The sequence below is a fragment of the Rhizobium sp. Nf11,1 genome (assembly GCF_050587665.1).
GTDB lineage: Bacteria > Pseudomonadota > Alphaproteobacteria > Rhizobiales > Rhizobiaceae > Rhizobium.
Genome location: NZ_JBOBHU010000016.1, coordinates 79,599 through 100,563, shown reverse-complemented (window position 1 = coordinate 100,563; position 20,965 = coordinate 79,599). Strand labels below are relative to the sequence as shown.

The window sequence follows — 20,965 nt, the reverse complement described above, 5'->3', positions numbered from 1 at the left end:
ATACATTGTGCAATAGCGTACAGAATCGAAGGTCTGCGCAGGATCAGCCACTATTCGCGCCAGGGCGATCAAGCCTCTGCGAAATCCAGGCTCTGACAAGGCTGTTCGCTCCGGCCGCCAGCCTGGTCGGCAATCGGTTGAAGCCGTGCGGGGCCTCCGGAAAGATGACGCAGTCGGCATTGCCGCTTTGGCTCTGCCATCGCTCATACATCGAGATGCTGTCGTCGAGGATTGGATCGAGAGCTCCGGCGACCAGCAGGGCGGGGGGCAGGCCAGAGAGATCGGCAAACAACGGACCCTTCGCCTCGCGCCCGGAAAGGCTTGGCGTCAGTCGCTGCAGATTGCGCAGCGCCGATGGCCCGTCGATCACCAGGCTTCTGCCGGTGGAGCGGCGCAGGCTTTGCGACCCGCCGAGATCGAATGCGCCGCACATGGAAACGAAGCCGGCAACGGCCTCCGCCTTACTGCGCGCTCGAAGATGAAGAAGTGCTTCCGCGGCGAGATGTGCACCCGAGGACTCGCCGCCGAGGATCATCCGCTCGACCGCAAACTCGGCAAGATGGTCGGCCAGCCATTCGATCGACGCTTTGCTGTCCAGAAGAGCGAGGTCCAGCCGGTCGTCGGCGGCATTGTGAAAATCGACGCCAGCCGCTACCATCCGACAGTCTCTTGCGATCGGGCAGGTGATGCCGTCGTCAAAGCGGGCGTTGCCCATCACCCAGGCGCCGCCGTGGAAATGGACGTAGAGGCCGCGCGGGGCTCCGTTCGGAAGCATCAACCTCAAGCCGATCCGTCTGCCGTCGGCTGTGACAATGCGGGTAACAACGTGCCTGCGGCGCAGCAGCCTGTCTGTAGGCAGCAGTTGCGCGACGCGAATTGAGGCTTGCACGATTTTGGCGTTCCAGCGCCGATCGGTATGATAGCTGGGAAGGAAGCGCAGCAGGGCATTGAGCCTGCGGGCGGCGCCGATCTCGCGGGAAGTGAACGGCGCCGGCCGCAGGCCCGATACTGTTCGAGGGGTCATGTCCTTCACTTCGCTGTCAGACTTCATCGGCAGCAAAGGCAGGCGTCGCGGCCAGGAAGAGAAGGGAAAGGTTGAGCATCAGCCGCATCATCGTTCTCCGTGTTTATTCGGTTGAAGCAGGCGATTGCGCCCGAACGACTGGACCGAGAGTCGGTTCCCGAAACCCGAGGACAGATTTGAGCTGCTTACGCGCGGGAACCAGGGGAAGTTGAAGCGGATTGACAACAATCCGGAGATCGAGGCCGGCCGGCAAGTCCGGCAACATTCCTTTCGTCGATTCCGCGCAAATCCGGAACCAAGGGCGGGCTGGTGAGTTGTGTGGGAGAGCCGCCTAGCGAGTCAGTATTTCGCACCTGAAACCATCAGACTGCGCCCAACCCACACTTCCGGAGGGCGAGCATTGGCAGCAACGACACCGACCAGGGAAAACCGGTTATTCGCCCTCTTGCCTCAGGAGGAGCTTTCAGCTGTCGTTGCTGATCTGGAACCCTGCGACACCCCTCGCGGCTTTCTCATGGCTAAAGCAGGCGCAACGATCGACTATGCTTATTTCCCGTGCTCGGGCGTAGGTTCGATCATCAATGTTTCGCCGGAGGGAAACCGCGTCGAGGCCGGATTGTTCGGCCGTGACGGGTTTGCACCCACGGCGGCAGCGATAGACGGAGGAATCAGCGTCACCGAGGTCGCCGTCCAGGTGCCGGGTTTCGCCTACCGGCTGCGGCAGGACAAGCTTGTGGATCTGATGAAAACGCAGCCGGTGTTTACCAGCCTGCTGCACAAGAGCACGCACATCCTTGCGACCCAGGCCGGGTTCACAGCGCTTTCTAATGCGATCCACGGGATCGATGAGCGGCTGGCTCGCTGGATCTTGATGTGCCACGACCGCATTGACGGCGACAAGCTCGCGCTCACCCATGAGTTCATCGCTCTGATGCTGGCAGTCAGGCGGCCGAGCGTCACCACGGCGCTCCATCTGCTCGAGGGCAACCATTTCATCCGCTCGGTCCGCGGCCTGGTCATTGTCAGAGATCGCGTTGGCTTGGAGGAATTTGCCGCCGACGCCTACGGCAGGGCGGAGGAGGAATATGAGCGGTTGATTGGACCTCTCAGAAAATCGAAGCGACAGACTTTTGTAGGGTCATCGCACGCTGGTTGAAACAGCGCCAGCCAAATCCGGTACACCGTTCTTCTCCACGACCCCGGAAATTCGCCATTGCCGCCTCCATGAGATCCGCGACTGCCCAATGGGGATCGGCTCGACGCACTCGCACGATGCTTTCAGCTGCGAGTCGCAATGCGTTACAGCTTCACGTGCATGTGCTATAGAGCTGTATTGCAAAAATCCTTGGTTTTAACTGTAACCGATTGTCTGCTTTTACGAATGAGCTCTTTGACAGCATGACGACCGCCCATTCGGAAGAAGCCCTGAAAGCATTGATGCTTCTGTCCCTCGACGGGGACGAGGCTGCCTATCGGCGTTTGTTGACGGTTTTGCGCGTGCTGCTTGTCGGCTATTACAGCCGCAGGATGGCTGCGGCAACGAGGGCGGACATGGAAGATCTGGTCCAGGAGACGTTGCTGGCACTGCATTCCCGGCGATCCACCTATGACCGGACGAGACCTTTTACCGCCTGGTTTTTCTCGATCGCCCGCTACAAGCTGATCGACCATCATCGCGGCCGCGGCGGACGCAGGCTGGCGGAGACCGAGCTTGATGACGAGATCGAAAGCGACTTCAGCGAGGATAGGCTGTCTGCCCGCATGGATGTCGAGCGGTTGCTCGACGGCTTGCCGCCGAGACAGCAGGAACTGATCCGCCAGGTGAAGCTCGAGGGCGGCTCGGTCGCCGACGCCGCAAACCGCACCGGCCAGTCCGAATCGGCGGTGAAAGTCAGCATCCATCGGGCGCTCAAGGCGCTCGGAGAGAGATTGCGAGGCACATCGTGACAAAGACGGACGATATCATCGAACGATTGGCAAGCGACCTGGAGCCGGTGCCGCGCAACGCGCTAGGGCGCCGCTTTGCGCTCGGCATAGTGCCGGCCCTCGGACTTTCCCTGCTGCTGATGCTGATCATTCTCGGCCCCCGGGTCGATATCTCAGACGTGCTGATGCTGCCGGTCTTCTGGATCAAGTCGGCCTATAACGCGCTGATTGCGGCGGCCGCCTTTGCAGCCGTTTTTCGGCTTTCCCGCCCCGATGGCTCGGAGGGACGCTTTTTCGGTCTGCTCGCCGTGATTTTCGCTGCCATGACGGCCGTCGCGGCCATTCAGCTTCTGATGGCACCGAGCGAGAGCTATCGATTGCTGATCCTCGGCTCCTCGGCGCTGCATTGCCCGCCGCTCATCGCAGGCTTTGCGATCCCGGTCTATGCCGGTACGGTCTGGGCACTGCGCCGTGCAGCGCCGGTGGATCTGCGGCTGACCGGCTTCGTCGCCGGCATTGCCGCGGGAGCAACCGGCGCCTGGGTCTATTCCTGGTTCTGCACCGAAAATGGCATGCCTTTCGTGTTGATCTGGTACACGCTCGGCATCCTGCTCATCGGCGCTGTCGGCGCCGTGACCGGACCCCGCCTGCTACGCTGGTGACCCTTCTCGATTTCTCGATCTGGAACATTCCGGGTTTCCCTTGGTTCGAGTACCGAAGGAGAGAAGATGAGCCAGGAATCGGACCGTCGCGCTTTCATGATCTATTTGGGAGCCATCCTGTTAGTCGGGCTCGTGATCGTTTTCGGCGCTACGCTCTCGTGGAACTCGATCAACATAAGCGATCAGCCCACGCAATATTCAAGGGAAGCCAACCCCTGATGAAAGGGCCGAAAGGTGACCCGATTCGCTTGGATCGGCCGAGCGACGAAGGGCAGCGGGATGCGCTGAAAACCTTGTGGCAGGTCATCGCCGTGATCGCGACCGTGGTCGCTATCGCCTTTCTGCTCTACGTCTTGATCCTCGTTTACGGGGTCATGCAAAGGCTGTGAGCCGGCGCGACCTGAAATGTGCCGCGGCCATTGAGGCAGCATCTATTTCTCCCTGCGCCGCGCAGTCAGCTTCAGCCGGATGCCATAGTGATTGAGAGTGCCGGGAAGATTGGCGACGTCTAAAGAGGGATGCAGCAGCACAATCTCGGCGGCCGACAAGAATGTGCCCACGGCAAGGCTTGCAATCGTCGGCACGAGATTATGTGCCGGGCATATGACAGGACCGGCGCTGAAAGGCACGAGCCCTGCGGCCGGCAACGCATCGTTCTGTCCCCAGATGCTCGGTTCCATCCGATTGGCATAGAGGAGCCCGGGGTCTCGATGGAAGAAGGGGACGAAGATGATGACGCCAGTGCCGCGAGCGATGACCCTGTCGCCTGACTGGATGTCCCTGGTCAGCTGCCTGAGGATGGCGGGCGTCGTCGGCCAGAGACGCAAAATCTCCAGCAGACAACTGCGTGTGAAGGGCCGATCGAGATCCCCGCCGATGGCCTCTTCCACGGCTTTGCCCCAGTAGCTCACATGGCAGGCCAGCAAGGCGAGCGTCCTCATAACGGCTATTCCGGCTGCATCAAAGGCGAACAGCCATTGGGCCACCTGGTTTTCCGGAGCAAGCTCATCGCCCCTGGGAAACCGGTTGACCAGACTGTGCTTCTCCGGGTTCCCCAGATAGCGGCCGACCTGCTCATGAAAGCGGGCAAGCTTGTGCTGGTCGACCGGGGCGGCAAATGCCCAGTTCGCCCGGCCTCGAAGTTCGTTCAAGGTCTCGGTCAATGTGACGTCGTTGCGCGCTCGCTCGCCGAGGACAATTCGCCGGATGATCCGAAACCAGGCCTGAGAAAAGGCCGGCCAATCGAGCTCACGGGGTAAGTTCAGGATCTGCAGGAATTCTTCGTCGACGATATTTTTGAAATGCATCGCATATGGATGCAGCCGGTCTGCCGCTGCCAAAGCGTGCTCATGGGCAGGCCGAAGCTCGGCGCGCCGAGAGTCCGATGAGATAAGCACGTTCTTCGGCTCGAAGTGAGCAAGGGCGGCATGCTTTTCCGCCGTCGCCGCGGCAAACGGTTCGGGCGAAGATTGAAGCACCGTGGCGACATCGGCCGTATCGAGGATCAGCAGCTGTGGTCGCAATGGGATCGGCAGCAGAAGAGGGGCTGGCCCGTATTTGTGTTTCAGCCGCTGCATCTGTTCCACGGCGGTTGTGTCGAAGCCCTGCCGCTCCGCCAGACGCTCCATTGTCGGGCGGCGAATGATGATGCCCTTGGCAACCGTCGGGGCCACGACCGCCGTCAACACGCGAAGCGTATCGAACCATCCGGCGCGATTGACTCTGGGAAAGATGGCGTGGCTTCGCGCGTTCATGACTCTTCAGCCTGGCCCGGCGGTTGGCCCATATCGATTCGATCTGCCGATCCTATCGATTAGGTTTGGAACCAGGACCACGACCGTTTGTTCCGCTCGAGGCGAAGCGGCCAGCGCAAGCCGCTCAATCGACGAGATGGTTTCCGAGCATTGCAATCAGGCACTCGCGGGCGCGGCTCACCCGGCTTTTCAATGTGCCGATCCGGCACCCGCACATTTTGGCGGCGTCTTCATAGCTCGTTCCGGCAGCCACCAATGTCAGAGCCCGGCGCCTGTCGTCGGAAAGACGCGTCAACGCCCGCTGCAATTCATGTTCCCGCAGTACCCACTCCTGGGTCGGGGCGATCGCCACCTGTTCCATCGCCGCGTCCATTCCGGCCGGCTCGCGCTTCTTCCGGCGATAATTGGTGCAAAAGGTGTTTCGCAGAATGGTGAAAAGCCAGGATTTGAGCGAGGTGCCGGGCTGGTAGAGGTGAAGCGAGTTCAGCGCCTTCAGCAGGGTTTCCTGAACAAGGTCGTCGATGTCATCATCGCTGCGCAGGAACCTTCGGGCAAAGGCGCGCAATGCTGGTGTCAGCTCGACGATCTCCCGCTCGATCGCGGATTTTTCTTTGCAATGCGATGCGGGGCGTACTGAAGACGAGGAAGCCATTTTTCTCTCCTGGGATGAGAAGGAAAGTCGCTGGCTCCCTATTCGTTGCCGTACGATACCGGACAAAAGTCCCGGCTTGGCCGGCGACTGCTCGCCGGCTCGAGGACGGGAACAACGGCCTCCCGCAATCGTTCGGTGATCGCCGTCCCGGTACTCTCGATCGGGCGGTCTCTTCCTTGGCCGGACAGAGATGACGCCCCCGCCCAAGGGGGCGTCATATTTCCGATCGGAACATCCGACCGATGCGAGAGTTGATTGTCGTCACGACACGCCACAGGAGGATTAAATGGCAACCGAGAAGACTCTGAACGATCTGTTTCTCGATACTCTCAAGGACATCTATTACGCCGAAAAGCAGATCCTGAAGGCCCTGCCGAAGATGGCCCGCGCCGCGCAATCGGAAGAGGGCAAGGCCGGTTTTCTGCAGCATCGCGACGAGACCCAGGCGCAGGTCGAGCGCCTCGAACAGGTTTTCGAGATGATCGGCAAACCGGCACGCGGCAAGACCTGCGAGGCCATTCAGGGCATCATCGCCGAAGCCGAGGAGATCATGGACGAATTTAAGGGCACCGCTGCCCTCGATGCTGGTCTGATTTCGTCCGCACAGTCCGTCGAGCATTATGAAATCGCCCGCTACGGCACGTTGATCGCCTGGGCAAAGCAGCTCGGCCTCAAGGATGCAGTGCCACTGCTGCAGGCTACGCTTGCCGAAGAAGAGGCAACCGACAAGAAGCTCACGCGGCTCGCGGAGTCTTCAGCCAACATCAAGGGTAAGGGCAAGGCGGCCTAAGCCGCTCGATGCGCTATGCTCCTTCGCAACGGCCGCCGTCCCGGCGGCCGTGCTTTTGCCCGGATTGCCCCTGAGATCAAAGACCGAGCTGCCAGATTTCGGCGGTAAGCAGATTCCCTTGGGGCGCGATGAGACGCGCCGAGCTTACCCCGCTGAAGCCGGGCAGTCGCTTAGTTCCGGTCCAGCGGCCGTGGTCGGCGAAGACCTCGATCGAACCTGCATCGAGGAATATCCGGACGGTCGACGGGCGCGCGCCGGCGGCGATGTAGCGTGGCGACACCTTGGCATTCGCCACCGAAAAGGGAATGCTCAGCCCATCGTCGTTCAACAGGACCTCTACCGCCGCCTCCGGATGTTCGAACGTCAGGCGGAACGCGTTGCCCGCCTGCTGGAGGGTGAGCAGGATTTCGACGGCGCCGTTGGCGAGATCGACAGCCCGGCCGTCCAGAAGGCCATAGGCATCTAGCCGCCGCTGCCGCAGGCTTTCCACACCGGCGACCGGCGGGGTGATCAGAGCCCCCTCGTGCAATGCCAGCCGGCGCGGCAGCGTCATCGCCGTCGCCATGTCGATATCCTTTGAGACGTCGGTCCAGTTCGCCAGCCATGCAATGCCGACGGGGCCGCTATCATCGACGAAGGCCTGGAACGCGTAGGCGTCGGTGCCGAAATCCAGTTCCTGTTCGAATTCCACGGAGAAGCTGCGGCCATCGAAGCGGCCGACGGTCGCAAGCGTCATATTGCGTCGGCCCGTTGCCGGATCGCGGCTGGTGAGAAGACCGAAGATCAGTGCCCAGCGGGTCGAGGGGTCGTTTACGGGACCGTCGAGGGGCACCATGCAGGGGCATTCCGCGGCCGTCATTCCGAAGCGGTTCTCGCGATGAAGCACGCCGAGGAAAGTCCATCCCGTCGCCGCGGCCGGGTCGTCCGTTTCGTAAAGCAGGATGACGCCGCCCTCACGGTCCCGAGTGCCGAGCAGCATCTTCCATTTGTCGTCGGGCCCCATGAAGACATAGGGGTCACGGAAGTCGGTCGTCAGACCGAGCCCTGCGGGACGCGCGGGCAAGATCAGGCTCGCCGGCTCGACGCTGACAAGATCGCGGCTGGTTGCTGTGAACTGAACCTGTTCCTCCGGTTTCCGATCCTTCATGTGCTCGGTGAAGAAGATGCGAAAGCCGGCTTCATCCCCGGGAAGAGCGATCGCCGAGCCGGAAAATGCGCCGCCGCGCCCATCGGCCCGTGCGGCGAGTTCGTCCGAAGGCGGAAGAAAGATCGGAAGGTGCGTCCAATGAAGAAAATCGTCCGAGACAGCGTGGCCCCAATGCATGTTGTTCCACCGCAGGCTATGCGGATAGTGCTGATAGAACAGGTGCACCCTGCCGCCGAATCTACCAAAACCGTTGGGATCGTTCATCCAACCGAAGGGTGGGCGGAAGTGATAACCGCCGGAGATTTCGGGTGCGACGTTGGAAGACCCGACATGCAGCATCCGGATGCCTTTTTCGAGAACGCCGGGCTGAAGGAAGGCGTAGAGAACCGAGACCTGCGTCGTCACCGGATCGTAGGAAAAGTCGGTTTCCCCTGCGCTTTCCAGCGTCAGCACCCGAAACTCGAATTCATGGCGATTTGACGTTTCCACAGTGATGGGCGGATCGCCATCGACATGGGCGGTCAATCTTCCCACGGCGCCGCCATGCCGGGCCTTGGTCCACGCGTGGATCGTCGCTCCCGCGGGCAGGACGGCGCTGATCGTCTCCAGCCCGCGTTCATGGGACGGAGTCATCGCTTGGCTTGTCATCAATTCAACCTTTCACGGCGGAGCCGATGAAGGAACTCACGAACCAGCGCTGGAAAACGAGGTAGAGCCCCAGGATCGGGATCATCATCAATACGGAGGCGGCCATCGCGCGATCCCAGTAGATGCTGTCCTGACCGAAGAAGGTCGCGATGGCGACCGCGATCGGGCGGGCATAATCGGTCTGGGTGACGAGGATCGGCCAGAGATACTGGTTCCAGGTCTCGATGCCCATGAGGATCGAGACGGTGGCCAGTGCGGGCAGGCTGAGGGGCAGGAAAATCGAACGATAGGCCCGGAAGAAGGACGCGCCGTCGATCTCGGCGGCCTCAAGCAGTTCCTTCGGCAATTGGGTGAAGAACTGATAGAACAAGAAGATGTAGAGAGGGCTCGCGACCCAGGGCACAATCTGCACTGCGAAGGTATCGGCCATTCCGGCGCGCGAAACCATCATCACCAGGGGCATGATGATGCTTTCCTGCGGGATCACATAAAGCGCAATCACGATCGACAGGATGACGGCGCGGCCCTTGAGCGATCCCCAGGCCAGAACGAAGCCGGCCATCGAATTGACGATCAGGCCGGAACAGACCGTTGTGATCAGGATGATCAGCGAGTTGATGAGGTAACGGCCGAAGGCGAGTTCGCCTGAGAGGTGGCCGACCTCCGCATAGTTGGAGAGCGTCGGTTTCGAAACCCAGAAGGCGCGGAAACTGCCCATATCGGCCAGGATCTGGAACCGGTCATCCTTCAGGCTCGCCACGACGAGGAGCAGCAACGGGGAGACGATCACCAGGGCGATGATGAAGATAGAGACCGTCTGGATGGTGCGCAGAACCCTTGCGGCGGAGCGCGGCCGCGCCGCGCGGGCCTGTGGGATCGAGAGAGCGATATCAGACATCGAAGCGCCTCAGGAGCTGGCGCTGGATCAGCGCGATGATGAGAACGATGACGAACAGGATGACCGAAACGGCCGAGGCATAGCCCATCTTCTGCTCTTCGAAGCCGGCGCGGACCATGTAATGCACTACCGTCTCGGTGCTGCTCTTCGGCCCGCCCTGCGTGAGGATGGCGACCTGGGTGTAGAGCTTGAATGCCTGGATAGTTGTGATCACGAGGACGAAGACATGGGTCGGCCGCAGGCCTGGCATCGTGACATGCCAGAATCGCCGGAAGGCGTTGGCGCCGTCGATCTTGGCGGCATCGTAGAGTTCGTCGGGAATGCCCTGGAGCCCGGCGAGATAGACGATCATCTGAAAGCCGTAGGCTTGCCAGGCCGAGAGCAGGACGATCGAGAACATCGCCCATTCGGGATCGCCTAGCCAATCGATCGGCTGGATCGCTCCGCCGGAGAGAAAGCCGAGGATCTGGTTGAACGGTCCCGTCGGATATTGGAACAGGGTGCCCCAGATGACGCAGACCACCACCATCGAGGTGATCGCCGGAAGGAAGAACATGCCGCGCAGCAGATTGCGGAACGGCAGCTTCTGATGCAGCAGCAGCGCCGTCGCAAAGGCGAGGCCGCATTGCACCGGAATGATCCAGAAGGTGAAGCGCGAGACGTTCCAGAGAGCGGTCCAGAAGAGATCGTCCTGGAAGATGCGGATGAAATTGTTGAACCAGACGAAGCGGACGGGCGTCGGCCGGGGCACGAGAGGCTGGTTGGTCATCGCCGTCCAGAAAGACAGGAGGAACGGCACGATCAGAAAGACGGTTAACAGGATGACCGCCGGCGCGAGCATGGCCGCTTCCTGCATCAGCCGTCCCTTGTCACGCCGGAGCGTTATTCGGGCGGATCGCGACGATGTCGATTGTTGCATGGCCATACAGCTCCTCCTCTCCAGGCTTGATGTCGGTTCCGCCTTGCGATGTCACACGGACACATCGCAAGGCTCCGATTGGTCGGCGAGGGCAATTATTGCTCGTCACCGAACGGCGGGTATCCGTCATTGTCCTCGATGTCCTGGTCGATCTTCTTGGCGGCTGTTGTGAGCGCCTCCTTGGGATCACCGCCATTGAACACCTCGTCGACGGCTTGCATGAAGGCCGACGTGATTGTGGGATAGGCTGGATGCGGCGGACGTGCGACGGCGGTCTTCGATGCCTGTTCGAAGGCGATCGCCATCGGACCGCCATCGGCATAGAGCGGAGACTCGGCAGCGAAGCTCTTCAATCCGGGGTAGCCGGATTGGCTTGCGACATAGGCCCGGTATTCCTTGTCCTTCAGCAGGAAGCTGATGAACTTAGCCGCGATATCGGGATGTTTCGATGTCTTGGTGATCGCCCAGATCCAGGTGCCATTGGGGCTTACGCTCTTTGCGCCGAACTTCGGAAGCGGCAGGACGACGAGGTTGTCCTTCATGGCGGCTACCGCCTCCGCATAGACCCAATGTCCGCCGAGCGCCAGGGCCGCCGGATTGCCTTCGGCGTAGAACTGGTTGGTGCCGGCCGACTGTGGCACGACCCAGCCGTTCTTAACCCATTTCTGCATCATCGCGAGTGCATCGACGCAGGCGTCGCTGTCGAGCGTGCCCTCGGATTTCCACGCTTTGCGGTCGATCAGATCGCAGCCGGCCGATTGCAGGATGGGGCCGTAGGCATAGGTTATCCATTCGGTCTTGATGCCGTAGCCGCGGAAGGTGTCAATCGGCCATTTCACGCCATCGAGCTTCGAGAGCTTCTCGAGATAGGTTTCGAACTCCTCCCGCGTCCAGGCATCGTCGACGGATTTCGGGATGCGGGCGCCGATCGCTTCGAGATATTTCCTGTTGCCGTAAAGAACGACGGAAGAGTCCGTCAGGCCGATCGCATAGAGATCCTTGTCGATCGGATATGTGCCCTGAGCGATGTTGGACTCCGTCATGTCGTCGAGGACGTCCTTGTCGATCAGCGGCTTGATCGGCTGAAGATATCCCGACCAGACGTAATTGGCGAGGAACGGCGCATCGAGCTCCATGACATCGGGCAGTTGCTTGGCCATGACGGCCGCGCTGAACTTCTCGTTATAGGCGTCGTGCGGCGCATAGATGAATTGGACATCGACATCGGGATTGGCGGCTTCGAAGCGCTCGGCGACCTTGCCATAGGCGGCGACGAAGCCTGGATCGCCCTGATGCATGACCTGGATCGCGGTCTTTTCGGCTGCGTCAGCCCAAGTGGCGGCCAGTGCCGAAGACAGGACGAGAGACCAAAGTAAACGTTTACCCATTAGAATTCCTCCTCAATTGAATGGGCCTTCCTCAATTTACACGGATGCCCGTTCCACCAACTGGAACGGTAGTTTCTGCACCCCGACCGGAGGCCGGTCTTCGGCAAGCAGGATGTGCGCGGCCTGGCGGCCCATGGCGCGGTGCGGCAGCGCCATGGTGGTGAGCGGTGGATCGAGACGCGAGGCGATCTCGACCTGGTTGTCGAAGCTTGCAACGGCAACGTCATCGGGAATGGTCGCGCCCGAGCGGCGCAGTGCGGCATAGACCTCCATCGCCACGCGGTCATTGCCGCACAGGATGGCATCGGGTGGCCGGGGACCTTTCATCAGCTCATGCACATGCGTTGCCACGAAGCTAGGCGCCCGGTCGCTGTAAACAGCCTTGCCGACGGCCGGCAAGACCACGGCGCCGGCTCCGTTGATGCCGGCATGATCGAGCGCCTGGCGAAAACCGAGTTCGCGCAGTTCGCCAGCGAGAATGCCGGGCAGGTTGATGAAGGCGATATTGCGACGGCCTGCCTCGATCAGGTACTGCGTGATTTCGATCGCCGCTCCCGTCTCGTCCGGCACCAGGGACGTCACGCGGTCATTGGCATCCCGGCAGTTGATCATGACGCCGACCGTGTCGGCAAACTCGGCCGGCAGGTCGACGCTTTTGTGATACATGGCCGCGTAGGCAATCGCGCGCGGGCGAAAGCGCCGCATCTCATCGAGGATCGATCCCACGCTGCGATGGCCCCCGAGCGTCATGGCGAAGACGGCCATGTCGGAAGCACGCACGGCGCCGTCGAGCCCCCTGATGATCTCGGTCGCGAAAGGCGAGGTAATCAGGTCATCGGCGACGAGGCCGACAAGCGGCATCCAGCCCTGCCGCATGCTGCGAGCGGCGAAGTTGGTGACGTAGCCGAGTTCCTCGGCGATCCCCTTGATCCGCTGGCGCGTTTCCTCCGACATGCGCGCCGAACCGCCATGCAGAGCGCCTGACACGGTCTTGACGGAAACGCCTGCGCGGGCGGCTATGTCGTTGAGTGAAGCGGTCACAGGTTCGCCGTGGGTTATCGATTACCCAACTTGTACCCGTCGGCCTTGAATGAGTCAAGCCGGGCAGCTGACGCACCGCTCAATCGATCTCCTCGGGGATGAAGCCGCCGGTCTGGCGTTTCCACAGGCGGGAAAACAGGCCGTCCTGCCCGACCAGTTCCTCCGCCCTGCCCTCTTCAACGATGCGGCCGTGATCGAGAACGACAATGCGGTCCATTCTGGCGATCGTCGACAGGCGGTGGGCGATGGCGATCACCGTCTTTCCCTCCATGACGAGGTTCAACCGGTCCTGGATAGCGGCTTCGGATTCGCTGTCGAGGGCCGAGGTCGCCTCGTCGAGGACCAGGATCGGCGCGTCCTTCAGGAGCACGCGGGCGATTGCGACGCGCTGGCGCTGGCCGCCCGACAGTTTGATGCCGCGATCGCCGACGAAGGCATCGTAGCCCTTGCGGCCTTCGCTGTCGGCAAGATCGGCGATGAAGGCATCGGCGCTCGCCATCTTCGCCACCCGCTCGATCTCTTCCCGCGTCGCCTCCGGCCGGCCGTAACGGATATTGTCGCCGACCGAGCGATGCAGCAGCGCGACATCCTGGGCGATGACGCCGATCGCCCGGCGAAGGCTCGTTTGGGTGACCGCGCGGATATCCTGCGCATCGATCAGGATCGCGCCCTCGTTGATGTCGTAGAAGCGCAGGAGCAGGTTTGCGAGCGTCGTCTTGCCGGCGCCTGACAGACCGACGAGACCGACCTTCTCGCCTGGCCGGATCGTCAGCGACAGATTGTCGATGACGGGTTTGCCGGACTTGTAGGCGAAGCGGACGCTTTCGAAGCGGATTTCGCCTTGTCGCACCGTGAGATTGGTCGCATCCGGCCGGTCGATGATTGTGGGCGGCGTCGTCATGACAGGCATGGCGTCCTTGATCGTGCCGATCGCCTGGAAGATCTGCTGGCCCATCTGCAGGAAGACGAAGATCTGCGACGACAGCCGGTGGAGGATATAGATCGCCCCGACGAACTCGCCGACCGTGAGGAAGCCTTTGACGAGGCCGGAAAATCCGATCGCCAGCATGCTCAGCCACAAGAGCGTATTGAAAATGACGACGGTCACTTCCGACGAGCGGTAGATGCGCTGTTCGCTGTGCTGCGTCTGCACCGCCTTGCCGATGATGCGGCGGATGGCGCCCGCCTCGCTGTCTTCGGCCGCAAACTGCTTGATCATCTGCATGTTGGTATAGAGATCGGTGATGGCGCCGGCGACCAGGCTGCGCTGCTTGGCGGTGCGGCGCGAGCGCTCGACGAAGACGGGCACGATCTTGGCGGTGAAGGCGACGTTGAGCACGATCCAGACGACGACCGGCAGCGCAAGCTGCCAGGCAAGCGCGCTCAGCAGGATAACCGAGCCCACCAGCTGCATCAGGAAGCGCGGAATGGACTGGAAAGCGGCGAGGATCTGCTGCTGAACGGCGGACGAGACCTGCTGCAGCCGCGAGGAAACCTGGCCGGCATAGACATCGTGGAAGAAGGCGAGATCCTGCCGCTCCACCGCCTTGTGCCCCTGCCACTGGATGGCGGCCGGCATTGCTATGCCCAATGTGTGCGAGTTCAGCGTGTTGAGCATGAAGGACACGATCGGCATTACGGGAAAGATCAGGAGGCCGAGAACGGTCAGCAGCCGCCATTCACTCTGCAGGAAGGCGGCAGCACCCAGTTCAGTCACACCGTCAACGATGACCGAAAGCCCCCAGACAATCGTCAGGTTGATCACCTCGAACACCATGGAGCAAAGCGCCAGCGCAATCAGCACGCCACGAAACATGCCGATGAAATGCAGGAGCACCGTCACCGGCCCTTTCGACGGCAGCGGCCGGTAGGGTATGTCCAGCGGCCGGATCAGGGTTTCGAAAGGACGATAGATCGCATCTGAAATCGACATGGGCCGCTCGGGTTCAAATATCGGAAGGAGAGCGCGGACTCAGGGCTTCGCAGGTACGATAGGACCATCTCGCGCCTGCAATCTCAACTAGAATTTTGCTGAATGTCTGGAAACGGGAGGCTGTGGAAATGGATAAAGTGAGCGGTGGAAGGGTGGCAGATATGCCTTCCCTCGGAATGAACCCCGCCGAAGCGGGGTTCATTGAGCAGGCAAGTCGCTCAGTTGTTATGCGCTGCGCAGGCTTCGTCCATCGGCGTGGCGTTGCTCGTGCCGCCCTGTGTCTGGAGATTGGCGGAGTTGTTGACCGGGTTCGGGCACTTGGTCTTGTCCATTTTCATCGTGCCGCTGGTCGTTGAGCCGGTCGTGGTGGTGTCAGTGGCCATCGGCTTCTTGGCCTTCGTGTCGGTCGTGGCGCCGCCGCCCTGATCGGCCTGGTTCTTGTCGATCGTGGCGCCGGCCGGTGCCGGGTTGGACTGGGCGAAAGCCGACGTGGCCATGCCGAGAGCGAAAAGTGAAGCTGCTACGAGTTTCATACGCATTCTATTGTCCTCCTTGGGGATCTTTGCATGCTAGGCCTATTCACAACCTCGCCGGCAGATCATTGTTCCGCTTCCGTGGAAGACAAATGCATCGATAGGCCTGCGACCCGGATTGCAGGCAGCAAGCGGGAGGATGAGCGGCAGACCGCTCCACGGGTTGATTTCTTCGACCAGCAGAAGCGGCAGCGTCTGAATGCCTAATCTGGCGCCTCGCTGGGCGCGGACGGCTCAGATCCTTCGGTCGAACAGCACCAGCGACTGGGCGTCCTTCAAGCGGAACATCTGGGCGGGCCGGTTGCTCGCCCGGCGCATCTCGCCTTCGACCGGCTCCAGGAAATCGGCCTCCGCCATGCGCTTTCGGAAAGCCGATTTGTCCAGCTTGCGGCCGAGAAGGGTTTCATAGACCGATTGCAGCTCGCTGAGTGTAAAGCGGGCCGGTAGCAGATGGCCGGGCAGGCTCGAATATTCGACCTTGCTGCGGATGCGGCCGAGCGCCTCCTTGAGGAGGGACGCATGGTCGAAGGCAAGGGACAAGCCGACGCCGTCGCCTTCTATCGGCCGCCATTCGGCCTCCTCGGCCAGCGCATCCTGCCGTTCGGCGACGTCGTCGGCCGGAAGCAGCGCGATATAGACGATGCTGATGCTCCAGCCCCTCGGGTCTCGATCGCGGTTCCCCGTGGTTTGCAGCTGTTCGAGATAGGGTGTTTCGACGCCGGTCTTTTCCTTCAGAACCCGCCGCGCCGCGGCCTCCAGATCCGCATCCTCGTCGATATGGATCCAGCCGCCAGGCAGGGCCCAGTCGCCAGTGAAGGGCGCGTTCGCGCGTCGCACCAGAAGCACGGAGAGGCCCGCCGGCGACAGCGAGAAGATGGCGAGATCGACGGTGGCGATTGGTTTGAAGGCGTCATTATCGTGTGTCGTCATGATGGGAACATAGCAGGTGTGAGCCTTAGTGTAAATCTTCAACTAAGTTAGTTAACATTTGTCACTAAGTCATGTTTCTCTTTTTCAACACGAGCGAGGGGCTCGCGCCAAGAACAGGAAAACGGATATGTTCGGACTGCGCTTCATCAAGACGGAACCCACGCAATACGTCATCCAATATCAGAACGGCAAGGCCGTCCGCGAGGGCGCCGGCCTTGCCTTCTGGCATTTCTCGCCTTCGAGCTCTCTCGTGCTCGTGCCGACGGCCAGCGTCAACGATCCTTTCATCTTTCCTCTGGTGACATCAGACTTCCAGGAAGTGACGGTGCAGGGGCAGATCACCTACCGCATCGCCGAGCCGCGCCGCACGGCGGCGCTTTTGAATTTCACCCTCGACCGCAGGGGCCACTATGTCTCGGAGGATCCGCAGAAGCTTTCGACCCGCGTGATCGACCGCGTTCAGGTGGCGATGCGCGCCGAGGTGCAGACGCTGTCGCTGAAGGAGGTTCTTGCTTCGGGCGAGGCGCTCGTCGCCCGCGTGGCCGAGGCGCTCAAGGTGCATCCGACGATCGAAGCGCTCGGCTTGGAGATTCTCGGCCTGTCGCTGCTTGCCGTGATGCCGAAGGCCGAGACATCAAAGGCGCTGGAAGCACATGCCCGTGAAGCCCTGCTGCGGCAGGCCGACGAGGCCATCTATAGCAGGCGCAACGCGGCGATCGAGCAGGAGCGGATGATCAAGGAAAACGAGATCGCCACCGAGATTACCCTGGAGAACAAGAGGCGGCAGGTGCGCGAAGCCCAGATGGAGGCCGAACGCGCCGTGCAGGAACGGCAGCTGCAAATCCGCCGGGAAGAAATGGCCGGCAAGATCGCGCTCGAAGAGCAGAACCGCGAGCTGGTGACGCTGGCGGCGACCAATGCCCGGGCCGAGGCCGACGCGCAGGCCTATGCGCTGACGGCGATGATGAAATCCTTCGAAGAGGCCGATCCGAAAGTGCTGCAGGCACTCGCCTCGGTCGGTATGCAGCCGGGCCAGCTGATGGCGCTCGCCTTCCGCGACCTTGCCGACAATGCGACGAAGATCGGCCAGCTGAATGTCTCGCCCGATCTTCTCAGGGAGATCTTGCAGCCGCAGGAGGGCAAGGACCGTGCCGGTCTCTGACGAGCGCAAGATCATCCTTGTCGTCAGGCCGACCCGGCTCGACGAACTCATCGCCCGGTTCAACACGGTGCAGCAAGCGCAGTTCTATGTCGAACATCTCGGCGCCGACTTCAGCGACTACCTCGCGGAGAAGAAGCGATACGAAACGGCTATATCAGAGGTGGAAGCAAGCCTGCGCGCCGTCGCCCGCGTCCAGCGCCTCGACCGCCGCTACCTCGCGAGCTTCGTCTTCGCTCCCGACGATGTTGTCGTGGTGCTCGGCCAGGATGGCCTGGTCGCCAATACGCTGAAATATCTCGACGGGCAGCCGGTGCTCGGGGTCAACCCCGATCCCAGGCGCTGGGACGGCCTGCTGCTGCCTTTCAACCCGAAGAGCCTTCCGAGAGTGATCGGCGAGGCGCTGAAGAACAAGCGGCCGATCAAACACGTCAGCATGGCCAAGGCGACGCTCAACACCGGCGCCGTCATCCACGCCGTCAACGACCTTTTCATCGGGCCGCAAAGCCACGTCTCGGCGCGCTATATCCTTCACGCAGAGGAGCGCGAGGAACGCCAGTCCTCCAGCGGCATCATCGTCTCGACAGGCATGGGCTCGACCGGCTGGCTGAAGAGCCTCTACTCCGGGTGGCTCGGAGCCGCAAGCGCGCTCGGCCTCGAACCCGCCAACCGGACGATCGACATGTCCTTCGCCTGGGATGCGGATTACCTGCGTTACTTCGTACGCGAACCCTTCCCCAGCCGCACCACGGGCACCACCATCGTCGCCGGCATCGTCTCTCAGGACCAGCCGCTCACCATCGTCTCCGAAATGCCGGAACACGGCGTCATCTTCAGCGACGGCATCGAGGCGGATTTTCTGGAGTTCAACGCCGGCACGCGGGCGGAGGTGACGCTGGCTGAGCGGCAGGGGATGCTGGTGGTGTGAGGAAGCTGAGGTTCGGATGGTTATGGTAGGGTAATGACACCGGTGTCCTGGAGCGAACCGAGATCGCCGGCTGTTACCTTTAAGATATAATCGTAAATCGCTGCTGCGCTTGCTTCCGCCGTCTTCGAAGTGACATCCAAATTCAGCGTAAACGGGTGTTGGGGGTGGAGGACCTGGGCTCGTCTGCTTTTCTCCCTGGCAGCCTGTACGTCAACGGACTTTAACCGCTCGCGACGCGCCGGTGTGGTCACGCGACGCGCCAACTCTTCCTCGTCGCAGAGCAATCTCACGGGCACCAGCACCGCCCCGCGTTGTTGGGCCGCGCCAGCAATCTGCTGAAAGGTGCGATTGCTACGTTCATCACCTTCTATGCCGGCATGCGTGAAAATGAAATTCGCCGAAGGAGGGCCATAAGCGACAATCGCATCTAGGACGGCTTGCCGGACTCTTGCGGTATATGCCCATACTCCATTCGGGAGAGGCGTCAATCCGTCGTCGTCGAGCAGACGCAGTATCGGGTTGTTGAACCAATGATTGTCAATGACCTTTGCAGTCAGGAGCGGGCTTAGTTCTCTCGCGATCGTCAGCTTTCCGACGCCGGGAAAGCCCAAGAGAAGAATAAATAGTTTCATGGGCTGTCTTCCTTATTCACAGCTGACTTCTCGAACCTCTCAGTCACTGCAATCGACGATTAAGAGGCGGTGACCGATTTGGTCGGGCTCATAAGATCATAAATCGTAGCGCGGCTTCGAAAAGCCGTCGCTCCTTTGGTCGTCTCAAAGGCTCATCACATGCCTACCATGTTGGTAACCGCCATCGTCTCCCGGGGATCAGCCGCTCGCCATCGTTTTCCGAGATGCCTGAACGCGGCATCATCTTCAGAGATGGCATCGAAGCGAATTTTCCCAAATTTAATGCCGGGACACCAGGGTGGTGACGCCGGCTAAGCGGCTGGAGTTTGCAACGGTATAGGGGGCTAGTGCCATGATTTGTTTGGTATTGATCCAGAAATGGAAGTAATATTGAGGTTTAGTTCCTTTACTTTCTGCTGGCTTCTCACGACATGTAGTTGCTGTCACTTTTGAGCGGAGACGACGAGCTTTCGCAGGGATGAAGCTGAGCGGCGGCTGCTGATCAAAAATGCGTCGGGATATCGACTGTTGCCCCGGAGAGGAGCGGGCGCGCCACGTTGATTGATGTAAGGAGCGGCGCTGCGGCGTGTCCTTCGAGGCTACGGTCCTTCGGCCTACGCGCCTCAGCGACCGTGTTGTTGCGGTTCGCTCCATGGGGTTCGTCTTTTGATGATAGTGTTGATTGACGATGAATTTCCGCATGGCGGCGACGAGCGCGACCTTGGGTGGTTTGCCGGCAGCGCGCAGTCGTTTGTGGAAGGCCTTGATGGCCGGACTGCAGCGAATGGCCGAGAGCGTTGCCATGTATAGGACGCAGCGGACGGTGGCGCGGCCGCCGGCGATGTGGCGCTGGCCACGCCAGGTGCCGCTGTCGTGGGCGACCGGCGCGACGCCCAAGAGAGCCTCACCCTGAGGTGCCCGTAAGGGCCTCGAAGGTCGGCGCGGGTGCGCAGGTGTCAAATGACAAGGAGCGGTGTTGCCGCACGCTCCGCACGGGCTGCCGAAGAGGAGCCGCCCTCATGGCGTCCGGCCATCAAGGCCGCTAGCCGCTGCCCTGCTCCTTGTCCGCAGCCGCTGCCGAAACCAGGCCGCGTTGCGCGCGCTTCACCCCATCGGGAAGCTGAAACCAATCGTGCCTGGACTCCTCGTAGACGGAAACCAGGGGCGGTGGAAATGCCGGGTCGGCGAACGCGCCAACGGCGACGATGTAGAGGTCGGGATTGAAATCGCCTTCCCAGTATAGGGACGTGCCGCAGTTCGGGCAGAAATGGAATCGCACCTTGCGCCCCTGCGCGGCGTCCCGCTCGAAGATCCTGCGATCCCCCTCGATCATCACCTCCGCCTTCGCGAAGATCGCGCCGCTGCCGGCCACGGCGCCGGTTCTGCGCTGGCAATCGCGGCAGTGGCAGATGCTCACCATGAGCGGATCGCCTGATGTCTTTGCGCGGAGTGATCCGCAATGGCATTGCGCAAGCTTGTTCATCCGTCACCTCGGTTGCTTTTTGCTGATCTTGTTCGTGGTCGGTTAGAGCGCTGCGTCCCATGAGAAGTGTAGGAGGTTACCGCGCCGGCGCTCAAGAGCACTTCAAGGGGCGTGGGTGCGAGTCGCGTCGAAAGGAGCGGCGTTGCTGCGAGTGCTTCGAGGCTCCGCCCTGCCGGCTGCGCACCTCAGCATGAGGGTTGGCGGAGGATGCCGTGGCTGACGTCCGTTGGTGAGTGCCGCGGTCGACGAGAGGCGTTGGAGGTGTCGGCGCCACGAGGGCGTGACCCTGCGGTGCCCTATGAGGGCTTCGAACGGCGTGGGGGTGTGATATCGATCTGACAGAAGCCCGGCGCGGGAGAGTGCGCCGGGCTTCGATAGTGACCGACAGCATGGGAGGAGGAGTGCTGTCTATCGGGCCAAAGCAGCTAGGAGGGCAGCGCTTCGGCTCGTCACGAGGTAGTGCCGCAATGCGGCGAATTCAAGCCGATGTCTACCAGCGATATCGCGCAGATGATCTC

The 20,965-nt window shown here is 61.3% G+C and carries 21 protein-coding genes and 1 pseudogene; 8 read left to right on the top strand and 14 right to left on the bottom strand.

Features of this window, described 5'->3' with window-relative positions; translation table 11 throughout:
• Nucleotides 1–43 precede the first annotated feature (43 nt).
• Nucleotides 44–1,024: an alpha/beta hydrolase gene (locus ACQ7C1_RS22370; protein ID WP_430959818.1), complete on the bottom strand. Its 981-nt coding sequence runs from the start codon at nt 1,022–1,024 to the stop codon at nt 44–46.
• 400 nt (nt 1,025–1,424) lie between these two features.
• On the opposite strand from ACQ7C1_RS22370, the gene ACQ7C1_RS22365 reads away from it, so the two are divergent.
• The 5 genes from ACQ7C1_RS22365 (at nt 1,425) to ACQ7C1_RS22345 (ending at nt 4,001) form a co-directional block, all read left to right on the top strand.
• Nucleotides 1,425–2,180: a Crp/Fnr family transcriptional regulator gene (locus ACQ7C1_RS22365; RefSeq protein ID WP_210632184.1), complete on the top strand. Its 756-nt coding sequence runs from the start codon at nt 1,425–1,427 to the stop codon at nt 2,178–2,180.
• A gap of 242 nt (nt 2,181–2,422) precedes the next feature.
• The gene (locus ACQ7C1_RS22360) at nt 2,423–2,971 is read left to right on the top strand and encodes a sigma-70 family RNA polymerase sigma factor (RefSeq protein ID WP_221113673.1); all 549 of its coding nucleotides are present in this window, start codon (nt 2,423–2,425) and stop codon (nt 2,969–2,971) included.
• Nucleotides 2,968–3,612 (top strand): NrsF family protein, encoded by a 645-nt coding sequence (locus ACQ7C1_RS22355; protein ID WP_430959817.1) that lies wholly within the window; start codon nt 2,968–2,970, stop codon nt 3,610–3,612. Before ACQ7C1_RS22360 ends, ACQ7C1_RS22355 begins: the two co-directional genes overlap by 4 nt.
• A 66-nt stretch (nt 3,613–3,678) precedes the next feature.
• A complete protein-coding gene (locus tag ACQ7C1_RS22350; RefSeq protein WP_183704957.1) occupies nt 3,679–3,831 on the top strand; it encodes a hypothetical protein in 153 nt (50 codons plus the stop codon).
• 29 nt (nt 3,832–3,860) lie between these two features.
• A complete protein-coding gene (locus ACQ7C1_RS22345) occupies nt 3,861–4,001 on the top strand; it encodes a hypothetical protein (RefSeq protein ID WP_430959816.1) in 141 nt (46 codons plus the stop codon).
• Nucleotides 4,002–4,043: 42 nt separating this feature from the next.
• Here the strand turns inward: ACQ7C1_RS22345 and ACQ7C1_RS22340 are convergent, their stop codons facing one another.
• Both ACQ7C1_RS22340 and ACQ7C1_RS22335 read right to left on the bottom strand, forming a co-directional pair.
• Complete coding sequence (locus tag ACQ7C1_RS22340; RefSeq protein WP_430959815.1) at nt 4,044–5,366, bottom strand: cytochrome P450; 1,323 nt, start codon at nt 5,364–5,366, stop codon at nt 4,044–4,046.
• A 124-nt stretch (nt 5,367–5,490) separates the two neighbouring features.
• On the bottom strand, nt 5,491–6,018 hold the full coding sequence (locus ACQ7C1_RS22335; RefSeq protein ID WP_183704965.1) for a sigma-70 family RNA polymerase sigma factor: 528 nt from the start codon (nt 6,016–6,018) through the stop codon (nt 5,491–5,493).
• A 286-nt stretch (nt 6,019–6,304) separates the two neighbouring features.
• Between ACQ7C1_RS22335 and ACQ7C1_RS22330 the strand changes: the two genes are divergently transcribed.
• Complete coding sequence (locus ACQ7C1_RS22330; protein WP_088393398.1) at nt 6,305–6,808, top strand: ferritin-like domain-containing protein; 504 nt, start codon at nt 6,305–6,307, stop codon at nt 6,806–6,808.
• Nucleotides 6,809–6,884: 76 nt separating this feature from the next.
• Here ACQ7C1_RS22330 and ACQ7C1_RS22325 read toward each other — a convergent pair whose 3' ends face one another.
• The 8 genes from ACQ7C1_RS22325 to ACQ7C1_RS22290 form a co-directional block, all read right to left on the bottom strand.
• Entirely contained in the window at nt 6,885–8,603 is a 1,719-nt protein-coding gene (locus ACQ7C1_RS22325; RefSeq protein WP_430959814.1) for a glycoside hydrolase family 32 protein, read from the bottom strand.
• A gap of 4 nt (nt 8,604–8,607) precedes the next feature.
• A complete protein-coding gene (locus tag ACQ7C1_RS22320; protein ID WP_430959813.1) occupies nt 8,608–9,501 on the bottom strand; it encodes a carbohydrate ABC transporter permease in 894 nt (297 codons plus the stop codon).
• Nucleotides 9,494–10,426, bottom strand: coding sequence for a carbohydrate ABC transporter permease (locus ACQ7C1_RS22315; protein WP_285192271.1), 933 nt, complete (start codon nt 10,424–10,426; stop codon nt 9,494–9,496). The genes ACQ7C1_RS22320 and ACQ7C1_RS22315 overlap by 8 nt, the downstream gene beginning before the upstream one ends.
• Nucleotides 10,427–10,515: 89 nt before the next feature.
• Nucleotides 10,516–11,808: an ABC transporter substrate-binding protein gene (locus tag ACQ7C1_RS22310; RefSeq protein ID WP_430959812.1), complete on the bottom strand. Its 1,293-nt coding sequence runs from the start codon at nt 11,806–11,808 to the stop codon at nt 10,516–10,518.
• Nucleotides 11,809–11,844: 36 nt separating this feature from the next.
• A complete protein-coding gene (locus tag ACQ7C1_RS22305; RefSeq protein ID WP_430959811.1) occupies nt 11,845–12,849 on the bottom strand; it encodes a LacI family DNA-binding transcriptional regulator in 1,005 nt (334 codons plus the stop codon).
• Between the two features lie 79 nt (nt 12,850–12,928).
• Nucleotides 12,929–14,782: an ABC transporter ATP-binding protein gene (locus ACQ7C1_RS22300; protein ID WP_430959810.1), complete on the bottom strand. Its 1,854-nt coding sequence runs from the start codon at nt 14,780–14,782 to the stop codon at nt 12,929–12,931.
• A gap of 218 nt (nt 14,783–15,000) precedes the next feature.
• A complete protein-coding gene (locus ACQ7C1_RS22295) occupies nt 15,001–15,321 on the bottom strand; it encodes a hypothetical protein (protein WP_085781329.1) in 321 nt (106 codons plus the stop codon).
• A gap of 228 nt (nt 15,322–15,549) precedes the next feature.
• Nucleotides 15,550–16,245, bottom strand: a complete 696-nt coding sequence (locus ACQ7C1_RS22290) for an NUDIX hydrolase (RefSeq protein ID WP_430959809.1) — start codon at nt 16,243–16,245, stop codon at nt 15,550–15,552.
• Nucleotides 16,246–16,372: 127 nt separating this feature from the next.
• Between ACQ7C1_RS22290 and ACQ7C1_RS22285 the strand changes: the two genes are divergently transcribed.
• Together ACQ7C1_RS22285 and ACQ7C1_RS22280 are read left to right on the top strand one after the other, a co-directional pair.
• Entirely contained in the window at nt 16,373–17,407 is a 1,035-nt protein-coding gene (locus ACQ7C1_RS22285; RefSeq protein ID WP_183704980.1) for an SPFH domain-containing protein, read from the top strand.
• Nucleotides 17,394–18,332 carry a sugar kinase gene (locus tag ACQ7C1_RS22280; protein ID WP_183704981.1) on the top strand — a complete coding sequence of 313 codons (939 nt, stop codon included), beginning with the start codon at nt 17,394–17,396 and terminating at the stop codon, nt 18,330–18,332. The genes ACQ7C1_RS22285 and ACQ7C1_RS22280 overlap by 14 nt, the downstream gene beginning before the upstream one ends.
• Before the next feature lie 20 nt (nt 18,333–18,352).
• Here the strand turns inward: ACQ7C1_RS22280 and ACQ7C1_RS22275 are convergent, their stop codons facing one another.
• The 3 genes and pseudogenes from ACQ7C1_RS22275 to ACQ7C1_RS22265 all read right to left on the bottom strand — a co-directional run bounded on the left by ACQ7C1_RS22275 (nt 18,353) and on the right by ACQ7C1_RS22265 (nt 20,447).
• Nucleotides 18,353–18,964 (bottom strand): AAA family ATPase, encoded by a 612-nt coding sequence (locus tag ACQ7C1_RS22275; protein ID WP_430959808.1) that lies wholly within the window; start codon nt 18,962–18,964, stop codon nt 18,353–18,355.
• A gap of 623 nt (nt 18,965–19,587) precedes the next feature.
• Nucleotides 19,588–19,867 (bottom strand): annotated as a pseudogene (locus tag ACQ7C1_RS22270) (transposase); the annotation flags it as partial.
• 139 nt (nt 19,868–20,006) lie between these two features.
• Nucleotides 20,007–20,447, bottom strand: a complete 441-nt coding sequence (locus tag ACQ7C1_RS22265; protein ID WP_183704983.1) for a GFA family protein — start codon at nt 20,445–20,447, stop codon at nt 20,007–20,009.
• Nucleotides 20,448–20,965 lie beyond the last annotated feature (518 nt).

Coding starts and splice junctions, on each gene's coding strand:
- ACQ7C1_RS22370 (WP_430959818.1), bottom strand. CDS start 1,024: ATGACCCCTCGAACAGTATCGGGCCTGCGGCCGGCGCCGTTCACTTCC.
- ACQ7C1_RS22360 (WP_221113673.1), top strand. CDS start 2,423: ATGACGACCGCCCATTCGGAAGAAGCCCTGAAAGCATTGATGCTTCTG.
- ACQ7C1_RS22350 (WP_183704957.1), top strand. CDS start 3,679: ATGAGCCAGGAATCGGACCGTCGCGCTTTCATGATCTATTTGGGAGCC.
- ACQ7C1_RS22340 (WP_430959815.1), bottom strand. CDS start 5,366: ATGAACGCGCGAAGCCACGCCATCTTTCCCAGAGTCAATCGCGCCGGA.
- ACQ7C1_RS22335 (WP_183704965.1), bottom strand. CDS start 6,018: ATGGCTTCCTCGTCTTCAGTACGCCCCGCATCGCATTGCAAAGAAAAA.
- ACQ7C1_RS22330 (WP_088393398.1), top strand. CDS start 6,305: ATGGCAACCGAGAAGACTCTGAACGATCTGTTTCTCGATACTCTCAAG.
- ACQ7C1_RS22325 (WP_430959814.1), bottom strand. CDS start 8,603: ATGACAAGCCAAGCGATGACTCCGTCCCATGAACGCGGGCTGGAGACG.
- ACQ7C1_RS22320 (WP_430959813.1), bottom strand. CDS start 9,501: ATGTCTGATATCGCTCTCTCGATCCCACAGGCCCGCGCGGCGCGGCCG.
- ACQ7C1_RS22315 (WP_285192271.1), bottom strand. CDS start 10,426: ATGGCCATGCAACAATCGACATCGTCGCGATCCGCCCGAATAACGCTC.
- ACQ7C1_RS22310 (WP_430959812.1), bottom strand. CDS start 11,808: ATGGGTAAACGTTTACTTTGGTCTCTCGTCCTGTCTTCGGCACTGGCC.
- ACQ7C1_RS22300 (WP_430959810.1), bottom strand. CDS start 14,782: ATGTCGATTTCAGATGCGATCTATCGTCCTTTCGAAACCCTGATCCGG.
- ACQ7C1_RS22295 (WP_085781329.1), bottom strand. CDS start 15,321: ATGCGTATGAAACTCGTAGCAGCTTCACTTTTCGCTCTCGGCATGGCC.
- ACQ7C1_RS22290 (WP_430959809.1), bottom strand. CDS start 16,245: ATGACGACACACGATAATGACGCCTTCAAACCAATCGCCACCGTCGAT.
- ACQ7C1_RS22285 (WP_183704980.1), top strand. CDS start 16,373: ATGTTCGGACTGCGCTTCATCAAGACGGAACCCACGCAATACGTCATC.
- ACQ7C1_RS22275 (WP_430959808.1), bottom strand. CDS start 18,964: ATGAAACTATTTATTCTTCTCTTGGGCTTTCCCGGCGTCGGAAAGCTG.
- ACQ7C1_RS22265 (WP_183704983.1), bottom strand. CDS start 20,447: ATGAACAAGCTTGCGCAATGCCATTGCGGATCACTCCGCGCAAAGACA.